Source organism: Pantoea sp. PGP6 (assembly GCF_053474785.1).
In genome coordinates, this window is record NZ_JBQBMA010000001.1 from 3,969,950 (window position 1) to 3,986,292 (window position 16,343).

13 protein-coding genes are annotated in these 16,343 nt (G+C 57.7%); 5 read left to right on the forward strand and 8 right to left on the reverse strand.

From position 1 onward, the window contains the following. Window positions 1–86: 86 nt before the first annotated feature. Entirely contained in the window at window positions 87–1,052 is a 966-nt protein-coding gene (locus tag ACLIBF_RS19240) for an AraC family transcriptional regulator (RefSeq protein ID WP_069728763.1), read from the forward strand. Here ACLIBF_RS19240 and ACLIBF_RS19245 read toward each other — a convergent pair. The 4 genes from ACLIBF_RS19245 to gltP all read right to left on the reverse strand — a co-directional run bounded on the left by ACLIBF_RS19245 (window position 1,049) and on the right by gltP (window position 7,006). After that, window positions 1,049–2,593, reverse strand: a complete 1,545-nt coding sequence (locus ACLIBF_RS19245; RefSeq protein ID WP_031375489.1) for a methyl-accepting chemotaxis protein — start codon at window positions 2,591–2,593, stop codon at window positions 1,049–1,051. The genes ACLIBF_RS19240 and ACLIBF_RS19245 overlap by 4 nt on opposite strands. A 234-nt stretch (window positions 2,594–2,827) precedes the next feature. Further along, window positions 2,828–4,258 (reverse strand): PTS N-acetylmuramic acid transporter subunit IIBC, encoded by a 1,431-nt coding sequence (murP, locus tag ACLIBF_RS19250; protein ID WP_316554510.1) that lies wholly within the window; start codon window positions 4,256–4,258, stop codon window positions 2,828–2,830. Beyond that, window positions 4,258–5,169 (reverse strand): N-acetylmuramic acid 6-phosphate etherase, encoded by a 912-nt coding sequence (gene murQ, locus ACLIBF_RS19255; RefSeq protein WP_031375491.1) that lies wholly within the window; start codon window positions 5,167–5,169, stop codon window positions 4,258–4,260. The genes murP and murQ overlap by 1 nt, the downstream gene beginning before the upstream one ends. Before the next feature lie 535 nt (window positions 5,170–5,704). Beyond that, on the reverse strand, window positions 5,705–7,006 hold the full coding sequence (gltP, locus tag ACLIBF_RS19260; protein ID WP_031375492.1) for a glutamate/aspartate:proton symporter GltP: 1,302 nt from the start codon (window positions 7,004–7,006) through the stop codon (window positions 5,705–5,707). Window positions 7,007–7,591: 585 nt separating this feature from the next. Here gltP and acs point away from each other — a divergent pair. The 3 genes from acs (at window position 7,592) to actP (ending at window position 11,669) form a co-directional block, all read left to right on the forward strand. Then, window positions 7,592–9,547 carry an acetate--CoA ligase gene (acs, locus tag ACLIBF_RS19265; protein ID WP_448310309.1) on the forward strand — a complete coding sequence of 652 codons (1,956 nt, stop codon included), beginning with the start codon at window positions 7,592–7,594 and terminating at the stop codon, window positions 9,545–9,547. A gap of 140 nt (window positions 9,548–9,687) precedes the next feature. Beyond that, window positions 9,688–10,017: a DUF485 domain-containing protein gene (locus ACLIBF_RS19270; protein ID WP_069729448.1), complete on the forward strand. Its 330-nt coding sequence runs from the start codon at window positions 9,688–9,690 to the stop codon at window positions 10,015–10,017. Next, complete coding sequence (gene actP, locus ACLIBF_RS19275) at window positions 10,014–11,669, forward strand: cation/acetate symporter ActP (RefSeq protein ID WP_122983640.1); 1,656 nt, start codon at window positions 10,014–10,016, stop codon at window positions 11,667–11,669. The genes ACLIBF_RS19270 and actP overlap by 4 nt, the downstream gene beginning before the upstream one ends. A gap of 73 nt (window positions 11,670–11,742) precedes the next feature. Here actP and ACLIBF_RS19280 read toward each other — a convergent pair whose 3' ends face one another. From ACLIBF_RS19280 to ACLIBF_RS19290, 3 genes are all read right to left on the reverse strand, one after another. Continuing rightward, a complete protein-coding gene (locus ACLIBF_RS19280) occupies window positions 11,743–12,288 on the reverse strand; it encodes a YfaZ family outer membrane protein (RefSeq protein WP_031375496.1) in 546 nt (181 codons plus the stop codon). A 142-nt stretch (window positions 12,289–12,430) separates the two neighbouring features. Further along, complete coding sequence (locus ACLIBF_RS19285) at window positions 12,431–13,132, reverse strand: LrgB family protein (protein WP_031375497.1); 702 nt, start codon at window positions 13,130–13,132, stop codon at window positions 12,431–12,433. After that, entirely contained in the window at window positions 13,125–13,550 is a 426-nt protein-coding gene (locus tag ACLIBF_RS19290; RefSeq protein WP_031375498.1) for a CidA/LrgA family protein, read from the reverse strand. The genes ACLIBF_RS19285 and ACLIBF_RS19290 overlap by 8 nt, the downstream gene beginning before the upstream one ends. 103 nt (window positions 13,551–13,653) lie before the next feature. On the opposite strand from ACLIBF_RS19290, the gene ACLIBF_RS19295 reads away from it, so the two are divergent. Beyond that, on the forward strand, window positions 13,654–14,556 hold the full coding sequence (locus ACLIBF_RS19295) for a LysR family transcriptional regulator (RefSeq protein WP_031375499.1): 903 nt from the start codon (window positions 13,654–13,656) through the stop codon (window positions 14,554–14,556). A 44-nt stretch (window positions 14,557–14,600) separates the two neighbouring features. Here the strand turns inward: ACLIBF_RS19295 and ACLIBF_RS19300 are convergent, their stop codons facing one another. Then, the gene (locus ACLIBF_RS19300) at window positions 14,601–16,250 is read right to left on the reverse strand and encodes a Na+/H+ antiporter (protein ID WP_089561281.1); all 1,650 of its coding nucleotides are present in this window, start codon (window positions 16,248–16,250) and stop codon (window positions 14,601–14,603) included. Between the last annotated feature and the right edge of the window lie 93 nt (window positions 16,251–16,343).

Here is a 16,343-nt window from a genome sequence, read left to right on the forward strand (position 1 = left end):
AAAAAAGTAAGTGTGATGATAGTGGGCAGCCGCAAGACGATCTATGATGCTTACACCGTCATTTTTGATAATTCGTCTGGAATCGTATGAGCCATTATGAAGACCTGACCAGTGAACTGCTGATGGGAATGCGGCTGTATGGGGTTAACTATCAGCGCATCGCCGTCAGCGCCCCGTTCGGATTGCGCTTTGATAACGCGCCAGGACGGGCACAGTTTCACTTTGTCGGACGCGGCACGTTGCAGGTGCGCAGCGCCTCAGGCGAGGTGTTTCAGCTTAACAGTGGCGATGCGCTGTTAGTGCCGCATGGCAAACCGCACAGCCTGATCTCCAGCGAAGAGGTGGAGTGTCAGTGTGTCGCCAATATGGCGAGCAAACCGATCTGCGACAGCGTCTGCGCCATCACCGCCCCGGCCGATGCCTGTGACGACGAACACAGCGTGCTGTTGTTCAGCGCCTGTATGGCGTTTGAACTCGGCGGCATGCAGCCGCTGATTAATACCATGCCGGATGTGATGCTGGTGAGTACCCTGCTGTCGCAGTACCCGGAGATCCGGCCGATTCTGGAGGCGATGGAACGCGAGTCGCGTACCCGGCAGGCGGGCTTCGCTGGCATCCTTTCACGTCTGGCGGATGTGGTAGCGGCGCTGATTGTGCGTGGCTGGGTGGAGAATGGCTGCGGTAAAAGCAGCGGACTGGTACAGGCGATGCGCGATCCGCGGCTCAGTCAGGCAATTGCCGCCATGCACCGCGAACCGGGCGAGAACTGGACGGTGGCGCGGCTGGCCCGCGTGGCGGGCTGCTCACGTTCGGTATTTGCCGAGCGCTTTCTTAACGCCACCGGCATGACGCCGCTGCGTTATCTGACCGAGCTGCGGATGCGGCTGGCGGTGCAGCGCATTGTGAATAACGGTGAGGCGGTGGAAGCCGTCGCCTTTCATCTCGGCTACGGCTCAATTGCGGCTTTTAGTCGCGCCTTTAAGCGCATTGTCGGTCAGTCACCTGGCGCGCTGCGTGCCGGACGCGACAGCAGCCAGGCGCTGGCCTCTTAGCGAAATACGCTGATCGCTTCCACCAGGCGGTTGGCCTGATGCGTCATGCGGCCGGATGCTTCGGCGCTTTCGGCTACCCGGGCAGCGTTCTGGTGGGTGATGTCATCCAGATCTTCTACCGCGCTACTGACTTCGCTCAGCGCCGTAGCCTGTTCAGCGGTGGCCGCACTGATCTGTGCAATCAGTGTGGTGACGTTCTGCACCTGCGAGACGATATCCTGCATGGTGCGGCCCGCTGCGCTGGCGTGCTGATTGCCGGAACTGACCCGGCTGGCGCTGGTCTCTACCAGCATTTTAATCTCGCTGGCGGCTTTGGCGCTACGCTGCGCCAGGCTGCGGACTTCACCTGCCACCACTGCAAACCCCTTGCCCTGCTCGCCCGCCCGCGCTGCTTCAACCGCCGCGTTAAGCGCCAGAATATTGGTCTGGAAAGCAATACCGTCGATCACGCTGGTGATGTTGGCGATGCGCTTTGAACTGTCAGCAATTTCGCCCATCATCTCCATCATCTCTTTCATTACGTCGCCGCCTTTCATCGCCGCGCTGCTGGTATCTGACGACAGGGTATTCACTTCATGGGCGGTTTCGGTGTTGCTTTTCACCGTTGCGGTCATCTCATTCATGGTGGCGGCGGTTTGCTGTACGTTAGCGGCCGCCTGCTCGGTGCGGCGACTCAGCTCGTTGTTACTGCGGGCGATGGCGTCGCTGGCGCTGAGTACGTTTATCGCCTGTCCGCTGACATCATCCACCAGCCAGCGGAACATTAACCCGAGCTGGCCGATGGCGCGCAGCGTGACGCCGACTTCATCAACCCGATCCATCTGATCAACTTTATGGCTGGCACCGGTCGCCACGCTCAGCGCCTGTTTGCACATCCGCTCGATAGGCCGTGAGATCTGCTGCTCCAGCCACAGGCTGGCCAGCGTCAGCAGTGCCGTCATTCCCACCGTGAAGCCGCCCAGTGCCGCCGGCGTGACGCCTGCGGCCCAGACGCCCGCCACCGACAGCGGCAGTAAGGTCAACAGGGTGCTGCGGATACGCCAGCGAAGCGGCAGCGTTTTCAGGATAGAAGCAGGTCGCCGCCAGCCGCTGCGCACCACCAGGCCTTTATAAAAGCGTCGTCCTTTCGTACGCCCTGCCTGAAAATCCTGATACAGCGCCTCCGCCTGACGTACTTCTTCCGCGCCCGGTTTGGTGCGCACCGACATATAGCCCTGCACCTTCCCGTCGCGCACCACCGGTATGGCATTGGCGCGTACCCAGTAATGATCGCCATTTTTACGGCGGTTTTTCACCAGTGCTGTCCAGGGTTCGCCCTGTTTCAGCGTGGCCCACATATCGGCAAAGGCTTCTGCCGGCATATCCGGGTGACGCACCATATTGTGTGGCTGGCCGTTGATCTCTTCGGTAGAGAAGCCGCTCGCCTCAATAAACGCATCGTTAGCATAGGTGATGTAACTGTTGAGATCGGTAGTCGACATCAGGGTCGCGTGATCGTCGAACAGATATTCACGCTGGGAAACGGGCTGGTTATTACGCATCTCAAAAGTCCTTGAAGACCCATTATCCTGCACGCTGGGGTGATGTTGTCAGCGTGGAAGCGTTGGGCAAATAAATAACGATTACCTTTTTTTATGTTTTCGGCATGCTTTCCTACTCTCTTTAGCGTTTCCGTTAAATTAGTGGCAATAAAAAAGCCGCTTTGCAGCGGCTTTCACATTTTTCCGTCATGTCATTCGTTAGCGCCACTGGAGAATGGCTGCATTACGCTGGCGTCAGCTGAGATCGACATTGCGGGTGCCAAACCACCAGGTGAGGAAAAAGCCGCCGACCCAGGCCACCATCAGTCCGGCCAGATAGACCGCCATGCCAGCAAAAATGCCCTGGCTGGAGGTCATTAGCGGCAGCGTCACCAGTCCCGACGGGCCAAACACGGTATTCATGCCGATCGGTAAGCCCAGCCACGCCACCAGGCCGATAAAGAAACCGCCCAGCGCCCCGCCGCCACAGGCGGTGATAAACGGCTTGAGTCGCGGCAGCGTGACGCCGTAAATCAGCGGTTCGCCCACCCCGAGCAGCCCCGGCACAATCGCACCTTTGATTTGCGCCCGCAGCAGCGCCCCTTTTTCTGCCTTACACCACAGCGCCAGCGAAGCGCCAACCTGGCCTGCACCGGCCATCGCCAGAATCGGAAACAGTGAGTTGAAGCCCTGGGTTTCCATCAGCGCGAAGTAGACCGGAATAAAGCCCTGATGAATGCCAAACATCACCGCGATCAGGAACAGTCCGGCCAGCAGCGCACAGCCAAAGGGGTTGTTATTCAGGTGGATGAACAACCAGGACATGCCTTTAAACAGTTCGCCACCCAGCGGCATGATCAGCAGGTAAGTAATCGCACCGGTGATCAGCAGGGTAAACATCGAGGTGAGGATCATATCCAGATTATCCGGGATGATTTTGCGGATCTGCTTTTCAATCCACGCCCCGATAATGGCCGCCAGCAGCACGCCGATAATATTGCCGCGCGGGTCGATAGTCAGGCCGAAAAAGCTTTCCATCCCGCTGTAGTAGCCGACCGTGGCGGTCGGGACGTAGCCGAGAACAAACAGTGAGGCGATGATCGCGCCATTCACCCCGCTGCCGCCAAAGGCTTTCTGGGCGTTATAGCCGATCAGGATGCTGAGGAAGGTGAACAGTCCTTTGCCGAACACCTTCATGTACGCCACGCTGTGCAGCAGCCAGGGCGCGTGCTCGCCCGGCGCATTCAGGTGCAGGCTCTGTTCAAGCAGAGTGGCAAATCCCAGCAGTAATCCTGCGCCGATAAAGCCGGGAATGAGTGGGGTAAATATAGTGGCGAAGCGCGACAGAAACTGATGCAGGCCGCTGGTCTGTTTTGCCTTCATCTGTTGCTTGTGCTGCGCGGCCAGCTCGCTGAGCACCGGTGCTTCACCCTGTGCCAGTAAGGACTGCATCCCCTCTGCTGCGGTCTGCGCTTTGCCGGGGCCGAGCACAATCTGCAACTGGGCATCACTGTCGATCACTCCCAGCACGCCCGGCAGGCTTTTCAGCCGGGTGAGATCAACCCGTTCGGGCTGATTGAGCGTCAGCCGCAGCCGCGTCATGCAGTTGCCGCAGTTAGCGATATTTTGCCCCCCGCCGACCGCCTGCAGAATGTCGCGTAATAGTGCGTCGGTAATTTTCGCCATCAGCGTGCTCCCGCTGCCTGCAGCGCCTGACGAATAAAGCCCTGATGTTGTGCGAGTAGCGTCTGCGCTTCATCAGCGGTCAGTCCGGCCAGCACCATCAGGATGGCCGTTTTGCAGTGGCCGCCGCAGGCGCTCAGTGCGGCACTGGCGGTGGCGTCATCGCAATCGGTCGCCTGCCTGACGATGTTCACCTGGCGCTGGACCAGCTTCTGATTGGTCGCTTCAACATCCACCATCAGGTTGCCGTAGACTTTACCGCTGCGGATCATCGCCCCGGTGGTCAGCATGTTAAGCACCAGCTTCTGGGCGGTACCCGCTTTCATGCGTGACGAGCCGGTGACCACTTCTGGCCCCACGACCGGCGTCAGGGCAATCGCTGCGGCCTGAGACATCGGACTGCCGGGGTTACAGGTCAGGGCGACGGTGGTAGCACCGAGCTGACCGGCATACTCCAGCGCGCCAAGGACGTAAGGCGTGCGGCCACTGGCTGCGATGCCGACCAGCACATCCTCGCGGCTGAAGTTGATATCCCGCAGATCCTGCGCGCCCTGTGCCCGGTTATCTTCAGCATTTTCCACCGCCTGTAGAATCGCCCGATGGCCACCGGCGATCAGTCCTACCACCTGTTCCCGCGGAGTACCAAAGGTGGGCGGACACTCGCTGGCATCCAGAATACCCAGTCGCCCGGACGTTCCTGCACCGCAATAGATCAGGCGTCCACCGGCCTGAAACGCAGCGCTGATAGCATCAACCGCTTCGGCTATCTGCGGGACAATCGCTTCAACCGCCAGCGCCACCTTCTTATCCTCGTCATTAATGACGCGCAACATCGCTTCGGTCGATAGCTCGTCGATGTTCTGACTGGCAGGATTACGGCCTTCGGTGATCATCTGGCTGAGGTCAATTTTCATAACAGGCTCCGCATAGGAATAAATTATTCAATATATGACTCATCATAACGAATGATTAATTCATCGGTGAGATCTTTTTTGCATGGATGCGAAGAGGGATCAAATAAAGCGGGGATTCTGGCTGGCGGGTGTTCGCTTCAGGTTGGGTGATGGGATTTAGTGATGCATCTGACCCTGAAGGTGTGAGCCAGAAGCGCGCGTGCTTCACGCCGGGTGCAGGGGAAGAGAAGATTCAGCCGATCGTGCCAAGACGCGCTTGCTTCACGCCGGGTGCAGGGGCAGAGAAGATTCACCCGATCGTAAAGACGCATTCGTCATCCCTGACGCTCGGCCCACGCCTTCCCTGGCGTGGGACGCTTTACTCTTCGGGTGAACCTGCTCTTCCCGCGGACTTTTGTGTCGCTTTTGAAAAGAGACAAGGTCAGGTGTCAGGTGTCAGGTGTCAGGTAAGGTGTGCGGTTGAACCGGTCACAGTCATTTGCCGGAAACAAAAAAGGCCCAACTTTCGTTGAGCCTTTTTTATTAAGCAGTGCGATTAACTGGCGGTCTGAGTGCGCAGTTGCAGTTCATACTCTTTCGCCTGTTCGGCGTCGAACTGGTTTTCCCAGCGGGCGATGACCAGCACCGCCAGAGCGTTACCAATGACGTTCAGGGCAGTACGCGCCATGTCCATTATACGGTCAACACCGGCGATGAATGCCAGCCCTTCCAGCGGAATACCGACGCTGCCCAGCGTCGCCAGCAGCACCACGAAAGAGACGCCTGGCACGCCAGCAATGCCTTTCGAGGTCACCATCAGCGTCAGCACCAGGATAATCTCGTCGCTCAGCGACAGATCGATGCCATACAGCTGGGCGATAAAGATGGCGGCGATACTCTGATACAGGGTTGAGCCATCAAGGTTAAACGAATAACCGGTCGGCACCACGAAGCTGGTGATTGCTTTCGGCGCGCCGTAGGCTTCCATCTTCTGCATGATGCGTGGCAATACCGTCTCTGAGCTGGAGGTGGAGTAAGAGAGAATCAGCTCATCTTTGAGGATACGCATCAGCGTGGTGATACGCAGCTTACAGAAGCGCGCAACGCCACCCAGCACCACAAAGGCGAAGAACAGAATCGCCGCATAGACCAGCAGCACCAGCTTAGCCAGCGGCCACAGCGAGGCGAAGCCGAAGTTAGCGATGGTGACGGCAATCAGGGCGAACACACCGACCGGCGCATAGCGCATGATCATGTGCGTCACTTTGAACATGGTTTCAGAGATGCCACGGAACAGATTCACCAGCGGATCGCGCTGTTCTGACGGCAGAGATGACAGGCCTAAGCCAAACAGCACCGAGAAGAAGATAATCGGCAGCATGTCACCTTTCACCATCGAGGCGAAAATGTTCTGCGGGATCAGCGACAGAATGGTGGCGACGAGGCTGTGCGGACCGCCCTGCACTTCCGCCGTGGTGGCTTCATATTTAGAGATGTCCACCGTTGCCAGCGTTGACATATCGATGCCGGTGCCGGGTTGAAATACGTTGGCCAGGGTAATCCCGACCACAATGGCAAGGGTGGTGATCACTTCAAAGTAGAGAATCGTTTTGACGCCGATGCGTCCCAACTTTTTGGCATCGCCGACGCCGGCAATCCCGACGATCAGTGATGAGATCACGATCGGTACCACAATCATCTTAATCAGGTGGATAAAGATGTCGCCCGCCGGGCTGAGAATATTGGTGACTAACCATTCACGATTGTCTGGCTGATTATGCAGCACGGCACCCACAACGATGCCAAGCACCAGGGCTATCAGAATCTGCCAGGCCAGGCTGATTTTAAAACCTTTCATAACGCGTAATTTCCTCAGTCAAAACCCGTTTCTCTCTACTGCGAAGGTGCAGAAGACAATACACACAGGGAAGTGAGCAAAAAGCCCGGTAAATTAGAGGGTGTTTGGAGACAGCGCCTCGCACGAAAATCTGATGATTCCCATACCCATTTTCAGACGCGGTCTGAGTTGATACCTGCAGAACAGGGGCGAGATAAGTACCATTTTCGCTGTGGTAAATGCAACCCTTGGCGTCTTCGTTTAAAAGTTCACCATCTAAGTAGCATAAAATGCTGCGCCAGCCGTAAATCCCTAACCTGCTGTTATGAAAAGTATTAGTTCGATGAATTAACGCATAGCTATGCAGAATTGCGCAAAAACTCACCCGACGCGTTTGCTCGCTTTTTAAACACGCCTGAACACAAAAAGTTACACCTTTATTCCTTATTGCCAGCAGGGACTTATCACCAATTGCCGCTTCATCAGCCCTTTATCGCGCGCGGTGTTGAGGGCGTGATCTACGGCGCAAAAAAGAAACAAAGCCTCAGTGCGGGCTTCAATTAACCATTGGTTGACATATCATTAACAACTTCAAGGAGATCCGCCATGAGCCAAATACATAAACATCCCGTTCCAGAGAATATTGCAGCAAACACGCTGATCACCGCTGAACAGTATCAGACGATGTATCAGCAATCTGTCGCTGATCCGGATACGTTCTGGGGCGAACAGGGCAAAATCCTCGACTGGATCAAGCCCTACAGCAAAGTGAAAAACTGCTCGTTTGCGCCGGGCAACATTGACATTCGCTGGTACGAAGATGGCACGCTCAATCTGGCGGCAAACTGCCTTGACCGGCATTTGCAGACCCGCGGCGACCACCCGGCGATTATCTGGGAAGGCGACGACGCCAGTGAGAGCAAAACCCTGACCTTCCGCCAGCTGCATGCTGAAGTCTGTCGCTTCGCCAACGTGCTGGAATTGATCAAGGTGAAGAAAGGCGATGTGGTGGCGATCTATATGCCGATGGTGCCGGAAGCCGCCGTGGCGATGCTGGCCTGTGCGCGTATCGGTGCCGTCCATTCGGTAATTTTTGGTGGTTTTTCGCCGGAAGCCGTGGCCGGCAGGATCGTCGATTCCAGCGCTTCGCTGGTGATTACCGCCGATGAAGGTGTCCGTGCCGGACGCAGCATCCCGCTGAAGAAAAATGTCGATGATGCGTTAAAAAATCCTAACGTCACCAGCGTGAAAAACGTGGTGGTGTTCCAGCGTACCGGCAACGATATCGGCTGGATCGAAGGTCGCGACCGCTGGTGGCATGAGCTGATGCTGAATGCCAGCACCAACCATTCTCCGGCCGAAGTCGGAGCGGAAGATCCGCTGTTTATCCTTTATACCTCCGGCTCGACCGGTAAGCCGAAAGGGGTGTTGCACACCACCGGCGGTTATCTGGTCTACGCGGCGACCACTTTTAAATTTGTCTTCGATTACCATCAGGACGACGTCTACTGGTGTACCGCCGACGTCGGCTGGATCACCGGCCACAGCTACCTGCTATACGGTCCGCTGGCCTGTGGCGCGACCACCCTGATGTTTGAAGGGGTGCCGAACTGGCCAACGCCGAGCCGCATGGCGGAAGTGGTGGATAAACATAAGGTGACGCTGCTCTATACCGCCCCTACCGCGATCCGCGCCCTGATGGCTGAAGGTGATAAAGCGATCCAGGGAACCGACCGTAGCAGCCTGCGCATCATGGGGTCAGTCGGTGAACCGATTAACCCGGAAGCCTGGGAGTGGTACTACAAGAAAATCGGCAACAGCCGCTGCCCAATCGTCGATACCTGGTGGCAGACTGAAACCGGCGGCTTCATGATCACCCCGCTGCCGGGTGCGACCGAACTCAAAGCGGGATCGGCCACTAAACCGTTCTTCGGGGTACAACCGGCGCTGGTGGATAATGAAGGCCAGCCGCAGCAAGGCGCCTGTGAAGGCAATCTGGTGATCACCGAATCCTGGCCGGGTCAGGCCCGTACGCTGTATGGCGACCACGATCGCTTTGAGCAGACCTACTTCTCTACCTTTAAAAATGTCTACTTCAGCGGCGACGGTGCGCGTCGTGATGAGGATGGCTATTACTGGATCACCGGCCGTGTGGATGACGTGCTCAACGTCTCCGGCCACCGTCTTGGCACCGCCGAGATTGAGTCGGCACTGGTGTCACATCCGAAAATTGCTGAAGCCGCAGTGGTCGGCATTCCGCACAGCATCAAGGGCCAGGCGATTTATGCTTACATCACCCTGAACCACGGTGAGGAGCCGTCGCCCGAACTCTATACCGAAGTGCGTAACTGGGTACGTAAAGAGATCGGCCCGATTGCCACCCCGGATGTGCTGCACTGGACCGACTCGCTACCGAAAACCCGCTCCGGCAAGATCATGCGTCGTATTCTGCGCAAAATCGCCACCGGCGATACCAGCAATCTCGGCGATACCTCCACCCTCGCCGATCCTGGCGTAGTGGAAAAACTGCTTGAGGAGAAACAGTCGATCAAAATGCCTTAAGCGCACCTTATCCGGCGGGAAGATCATTTCCCGCCATGCCCGCCCTACGCAGTGTGTTTCTGTAGTCACAAATAAAATTACCAGCCGAACCCGCGCCCTGGCGTGAGGTTTACGCCTGCAAGACCTCTGGAGAAAATGTGATGAATGACGCCCTTTCGAAACAGGATGCAATCTACCAACAGATTGAACGTAATCCCCGCTTTCATGAATTAGTCCGTAAGCGCCAGGCGTTCGCCACGCTGCTGTCGCTGATTATGCTGGTGCTGTATGTCGGTTTTATCCTGCTGATCGCCTTTGCGCCAGGCTGGCTCGGCACACCGCTGCATCCGGGAACCAACGTCACCCGCGGTATTCCCATCGGTGTCGGACTGATCGTGATGTCGTTTGTGCTGACCGGCATTTACGTCTGGCGTGCCAACGGCGAGTTTGACCGGCTGACCAAAGCGATCCTGAGCGAGGTGAAATCATGATGCGTCTCTGCTTATGGATGCTGGCGGCGCTGCTGCCGTTTTCGGCGCTGGCCGCCGATGCGATTACCGGCGCAGTGCAGCGTCAGGCGGTTAACTATCAGGCGATCGTCATGTTTGTGATTTTCGTCGGGGCCACGCTGGGCATTACCTACTGGGCGTCTAAGCGCACCCGTTCGCGCAGCGACTACTACACCGCTGGCGGCAATATTACCGGCTTCCAGAATGGGCTGGCGATGGCGGGCGACTTTATGTCTGCCGCCTCGTTCCTTGGCATCTCGGCGCTGGTTTACACCTCCGGTTATGACGGGCTGATCTACTCGCTCGGCTTTTTAGTCGGCTGGCCGATGATTCTGTTCCTGATCGCCGAACGGCTGCGTAATCTGGGCCGCTACACCTTCGCCGACGTCGCCTCGTATCGCCTGAAGCAGAAACCGATCCGTACCCTCTCCGCCTGCGGCTCACTGGTGGTGGTGGCGCTCTATCTGATTGCCCAGATGGTCGGTGCCGGTAAACTGATTCAGCTGCTGTTTGGCCTCAACTATCACGTAGCGGTGGTGCTGGTCGGCATTCTGATGGTGATGTATGTGCTGTTTGGCGGCATGCTCGCCACCACCTGGGTACAGATTATCAAGGCAGTGCTGCTGCTGTTTGGTGCCACCTTTATGGCGGTGATGGTCATGAAGACCACCGGCTTTAGCTTCAACACGCTGTTTACCGAAGCGATGGCGGTCCACCCGAAAGGGATCGCGATTATGCAACCGGGCGGGCTGGTAAAAGATCCGATTTCGGCACTGTCACTCGGGCTGGGATTGATGTTTGGTACCGCTGGTCTGCCGCATATTCTGATGCGCTTCTTTACCGTGGCCGATGCCAAAGAGGCGCGTAAAAGCGTGTTCTGGGCCACCGGCTTTATGGGCTACTTCTACTTCCTGACCTTTATTATCGGCTTCGGTGCGATCTTGCTGGTTGGCGCGAATCCGGCCTTTAAAGATGCCAGCGGCGCGCTGATTGGCGGCACCAATATGGCAGCGGTACATCTGGCTAACGCGGTGGGTGGCAGTACCTTCCTCGGCTTTATTTCGGCGGTGGCCTTTGCCACCATTCTGGCGGTGGTAGCGGGCTTAACGCTGGCCGGTGCCTCGGCGGTCTCGCATGACCTCTACGCCAGCGTCTACCGTAAAGGTCAGGCAAGCGAACGTGATGAGCTGCGGGTCTCTAAAATCACCGTGCTGGTATTAGGTGTGGTGGCGATTGCGCTGGGCATTCTGTTTGAGAAGCAGAACATCGCATTCATGGTCGGACTGGCCTTCTCGATTGCCGCCAGCTGTAACTTCCCGATCATTCTGCTGTCGATGTACTGGTCAAAGCTGACCACGCGCGGCGCGATGGTCGGTGGCTGGCTGGGGCTGATTACCGCCGTGGTGCTGATGATCCTCGGCCCGACGGTCTGGGTACAGGTGCTGGGTCATGCTAAGCCAATCTATCCGTACGAGTATCCGGCGCTGTTCTCCATGGCGATTGCGTTTATCGGCACCTGGCTGTTCTCGGTTACCGATCATTCGCAGCAGGGCGCGGAGGAGCGTTCACGCTTCCGGATGCAGTTTATCCGTTCGCAGACCGGCTCCGGCATCGACCAGGGCAGAGCGCATTAGTTTTCAGCTAAGCGCGAGATAAAAAAAGGGCGGCACCCCACAGGGTACCGCCCTTTTTTCAGGATCGGCAGAATCAGAAACGCAGCGATGCGCCGACGTATGGACCGTCGACCAGCACGTTATCTTTACGGCCATCTTTGTTGTTCAGCTCGATGTACTGATAACCGACGCGCAGGTTAAGCAGTGAAATCGGGGTGAAACTCAGGCCACCGCCCGCTTCCTGGTAGCTGTCGAGCTGATCGGTGAAGGATTCTGGCGCGTAATAATATTCGCCATACAGACCCCACATGCTGTTGAAGTTGTATTGCGCTGCGCCACCCAGCGCCACCGCAAATCCATCTTTTCCATCTTCAGGATGGGTGAAGATCGCTTTTGCGGTCGGCGCCAGACGCAGAGGTCCGAAGTCAACGTTGTAACCCAGACCGGCACCGTAGGTGCTGCCGTCATGGTCGCTGCGCAGCCAGTTGCCTTTCAGAAACAGGCCAGGGGTTGTGGTGCCGAGACCCACATTCAGGTTGGTGTTGTGCTCGCTGACGTCAACACTGCCTTCGATTGCCTGAGCGGCACCGCTCAGTAAAACGAGGCCAAGTGCGCTCCCGGTAACAAGTTGCTTAAACATGATTCCACTCCGTGAAGGACAATTAATTCGGCCGCAAGGTTAACAGTCTGAAACGCGGAGACAACATTATTTAGCAAGCTTTACGTAAAAATACGTGTCACCGGTCCGGTGTCGCGCCACGGCTGGCAGCACGACGCGCCGGTTACGCCGGTATCGCCCACATCAGGTGGCCAATCAGCGGGGCCAGTACCACGGTAACAACGCCGGACAGCATCATCACCAGGCTGGCCACCACACCCTCCTGTGGGCCCATCTGATACGCGCGTGCCGTACCGGCACCGTGCGAGGCGGCACCTAATCCTGCCCCTTTTGCCACGCCCTGCTTAATCGCGATCCGCAGAAACAGCACATCGCCGACCGCCATGCCAAACACGCCGGTGATCACCACGAACAGCGCCACCAGATCTGGCTGGCCACCAATCGGCCCGGCCGCCGCCAGCGCAAACGGCGTGGTAATGGAGCGCACCGCCAGGCTGCGCTGAATCGACTCCGGCAGCGTTAACAGACGCGCCAGCCATACTGAGCTGCACACCGCGACCACCGTGGCGGTAAGCACCCCGGCGCTGAGCGACAGCCAGTGGCGTTTGATGATTGCCACGTTCTCATACACCGGCACCGCAAACGCCAGCGTCGCCGGACCCAGCAGCCAGAGTAACCAGTGATTTTCGGCAATGTAGTCCTGCCAGCTGATGTGAGTCAGCAGCAGCAGCGCCACCAGCACCACCGGCGTCATGACCAGCGGCATCAGCAGCAGCGTGCGCCAGCGGCGATAAAGCCGTTTATTCAGTGCGTAGACCAGCAGCGTCACCACCACGCACAACAGGCTGATTATCAGATCACGCATCGCCGGCCTGCTTACGCGCAGCGCGCGCGATTTCATAGCGGTAGAGTCGATCAACCACCAGCGCCGTCGAGGCCAGCACCAGCATCGTACTGACGCCAATCACCACGCAGATGCGCCAGCCGTCCACCCGCAACAGGTCGCCGTAGTTCACCACCGCCACCACCGCCGGAATAAAGAACAGCAGCATCTCGGCCAGTAACCAGCGGGAGCCCGCTTTAACCCAGCTCAGCGGCACTATCCGGGTGACGATGAGCACCAGCATCAGCACCATGCCGACAATATTGGCGGGCAGCGGCAGGTGCAGCCAGTTGACCAGTTGCTCGCAGGCGACAAAGACGCCGATATATAACCCCAGCTGGAGCGGCAGGCTGAGCCATTGCAGCCGGCTGGGTCTGCGTGAACTGATTGCGAATGCCATCGCCTTTTCTCCCCGATTAAATTCAGGAGGACAGTATAAATCGCCGACAGAAGGTGAAAAAAATGAATTAATATTATTGGAATCATGCCGAAAAGGAATAGTTATGGACGTTCGTGCCCTGCGTTACTTTACCGAAGTGGTACGCCAGCAGAGTTTCACCCGCGCGGCGCAAAAACTGTTCGTCACCCAGCCGACCATCAGCAAGATGTTACGCCAGCTGGAGGAAGAGCTGGGCTGTACCCTGATCCTGCGTGATGGCCGTCGCCTGCATCTGACCGACAGCGGCCAGGCGGTCTATCAGCGTGGCGTGGCGATTTTGCAGGAATTCCATCAGCTTGAAGCGGAGATCGGCGATATTAACCAGCTGAAGACCGGAGAACTGCGGCTCGGCATTCCGCCGATGGTCGGTATGCAGATTGCCGGATCGATCTCTGCCTTTCGCCGTCGTTATCCTGGCGTGAAGCTGAAAATTTCTGAGTTCGGCGGCCTGACCGTGCAGCAGGCGGTGCTGGCCGGCAGCCTTGATATTGCTCTGACGGCGCTGCCGGTTGATGCGGAGCTGCCGCTGAATACCCTGCCGCTGATGCATCACCCGCTGTGCGTGCTGCTGCCGCGCCGGCCGGAGTGGCTGAGTCGCAGCCAGATTGGGCTGGCCGAACTGGCGCAGCATCCGCTGCTGATTTTTAATGAGGAGTTTTCACTGAACCGGCAGTTGATGCAGGCGTTCCAGCGACAGAACCTGACGCCAACGGTAGCGGTACGCAGCGGCCAGTGGGATTTTCTGGCGGCGATGGTGCAGGCGGAAATGGGGCTGGCGATTCTGCCGGAGCCAATCTGTCAGCGGCTGGATAAACAGTCGTTGCTGTGGCTACCGCTGGAATCGGAGCTGAAGTGGAGTCTGGGTTTGATCTGGCGTGAAGGTAACTATCTGTCGCGCAGCGCTCAGGCGTGGATCGCCTGCTGCCGCGAACACTGGCCAGACCAGGCACCGCGCCTGTCGGTCTGAACCGGCGGCACGCTGCACTGGCGGTGCAGCGTGCCGGCAGAGGCTTACTCTTCTTTTTCGATCAGTAATGCTTCAAGCAGGTCGAGATCGTGCAGCAGTTTCTGCATCGTCTCATTGGAGATCTGCTGGGTCGCGCGCAGATGGTAGACCTCGGCCCGTTCGGCACGCAGGCCGGTCAGGCGGAAGCGGCGCTCCAGGTTCTCAGCGAACAGCGCGTGCTCAAGGTCATTTTTCCCTTCAGCGCGGCGGCGTAAGTTGCCGATCACCCGCAGACTCACCTCTTTCAGCAGTTCCGGATCGATGTTCTGGTCCGACTCTTTTTCCAGTCGCGCTTCCATCTTATGCAGGCTCTCAATCGCCACGCTGGCCATTACTGCGCGGGCATTTTGCAGCTCACGACGATGCGCACCTTTATCAATGGTATCGATACCACGCAGCAGAATCGGCAGGATCACCACTCCGACCAGCAGCGAGAACAGGATCACCCCGGTGGCGATAAACACCAGCTCATAACGCGCCGGGAACGGATCACCGTTGCTGAGGAACAGCGGAATCGACAGCACACCAGCGAGGGTAATCGCCCCGCGGACGCCGGCAAAGGAAGCGATCAGCAGTTCACGCAGCGAGTAGTTGGAGAACTCCAGCGGCTTCTTCTTCAGCAGGCGTTTGCTGAAGCGCTGCATGATAAACAGCCAGCCAAAACGCACCAGCATCAGCGCCAGATAGACCAGCCCGATATCGGCGAACAGCATCCACAGCTCAACGTTTGGATCAGCATTAGCCTGATCCACCGAGGTTTGCAGAATGTCCGGCAGCTGCAGGCCCAGCATCAGGAACACCATGCCGTTGAACACGAACTCCAGCATCTGCCAGACGCTATTGGCGCGCAAACGCATCGCCAGCGGTGCCTGACGGATAATGCCGGAACGGGTGATGGTCATCCCCGCCGCGACGGCCGCGAGGATACCCGATACGCCGAGGTGTTCCGCAATCAGGTAAGAGGCGAACGGCAGCAGCAGCAGCAGCACGGTCTGGGTGGCCGGATCGTCACCGCTCCAGCGGCTGAGTATGCGCAGCGATTTACCGTACAGCCAGCAGACCGCCACACCGGCGATCAGACCACCAATCGCCACTTTCAGGAATTCGACGCTGGCACCGCCCCAGGTAAATACCATGGTGCCCATCGCGACGGCGACGGCGAATTTCAGCGACACCAGACCTGACGCGTCGTTCATCAGGGCTTCGCCCTGCACAATCGACATGATTTTCTTCGGGATACGCCCTTCGCCGACAATCCCGGAGAGCGCCACGGCATCGGTCGGAGACAGCACCGCCGCCAGCGCAAAGGCCGGGATCAGCGGAATGCCGGGCACCATCCAGTAGATCAGATAGCCAATGCCGACCACGGTAATCAATACCAGCGCCAGCGCTAAGCCAATAATCTCGCGACCATGATGCAGGAACTCGCTGATTGGCGTTTTCCAGCCGTCAGCAAACAGCAGCGGCGGGATAAACAGCACCAGAAACAGTTCCGGGTCAAAATCTACATGCAGACCAAAAGTGGGCCAGGCCAGCAGTGCGCCAGCGGCGATCTGCACCAGCGGCAGCGGGATCTGAAAGGGCAAAATACGGGCAGCGACGCCAGAGAGCGACACCACCAGCGTCATGATGAGAATAGTAAAAAAGATTTCCATGCTTTCCTTAGGCGCGTCGTTATCTTTCAATCATTGTTGAGCGCTAAAGTGTAAAACAAACCGAAGCCTGAAGGGTCAGCTACGCGTGCGGCT

What these genes read in the sequence shown, in the direction of transcription:
- ACLIBF_RS19240 (WP_069728763.1), top strand. Translation starts at nt 87, where the DNA reads ATGAGCCATTATGAAGACCTGACCAGTGAACTGCTGATGGGAATGCGG.
- ACLIBF_RS19245 (WP_031375489.1), bottom strand. Translation starts at nt 2,593, where the DNA reads ATGCGTAATAACCAGCCCGTTTCCCAGCGTGAATATCTGTTCGACGAT.
- murP (WP_316554510.1), bottom strand. Translation starts at nt 4,258, where the DNA reads ATGGCGAAAATTACCGACGCACTATTACGCGACATTCTGCAGGCGGTC.
- murQ (WP_031375491.1), bottom strand. Translation starts at nt 5,169, where the DNA reads ATGAAAATTGACCTCAGCCAGATGATCACCGAAGGCCGTAATCCTGCC.
- gltP (WP_031375492.1), bottom strand. Translation starts at nt 7,006, where the DNA reads ATGAAAGGTTTTAAAATCAGCCTGGCCTGGCAGATTCTGATAGCCCTG.
- acs (WP_448310309.1), top strand. Translation starts at nt 7,592, where the DNA reads ATGAGCCAAATACATAAACATCCCGTTCCAGAGAATATTGCAGCAAAC.
- ACLIBF_RS19270 (WP_069729448.1), top strand. Translation starts at nt 9,688, where the DNA reads ATGAATGACGCCCTTTCGAAACAGGATGCAATCTACCAACAGATTGAA.
- actP (WP_122983640.1), top strand. Translation starts at nt 10,014, where the DNA reads ATGATGCGTCTCTGCTTATGGATGCTGGCGGCGCTGCTGCCGTTTTCG.
- ACLIBF_RS19280 (WP_031375496.1), bottom strand. Translation starts at nt 12,288, where the DNA reads ATGTTTAAGCAACTTGTTACCGGGAGCGCACTTGGCCTCGTTTTACTG.
- ACLIBF_RS19285 (WP_031375497.1), bottom strand. Translation starts at nt 13,132, where the DNA reads ATGCGTGATCTGATAATCAGCCTGTTGTGCGTGGTGGTGACGCTGCTG.
- ACLIBF_RS19290 (WP_031375498.1), bottom strand. Translation starts at nt 13,550, where the DNA reads ATGGCATTCGCAATCAGTTCACGCAGACCCAGCCGGCTGCAATGGCTC.
- ACLIBF_RS19295 (WP_031375499.1), top strand. Translation starts at nt 13,654, where the DNA reads ATGGACGTTCGTGCCCTGCGTTACTTTACCGAAGTGGTACGCCAGCAG.
- ACLIBF_RS19300 (WP_089561281.1), bottom strand. Translation starts at nt 16,250, where the DNA reads ATGGAAATCTTTTTTACTATTCTCATCATGACGCTGGTGGTGTCGCTC.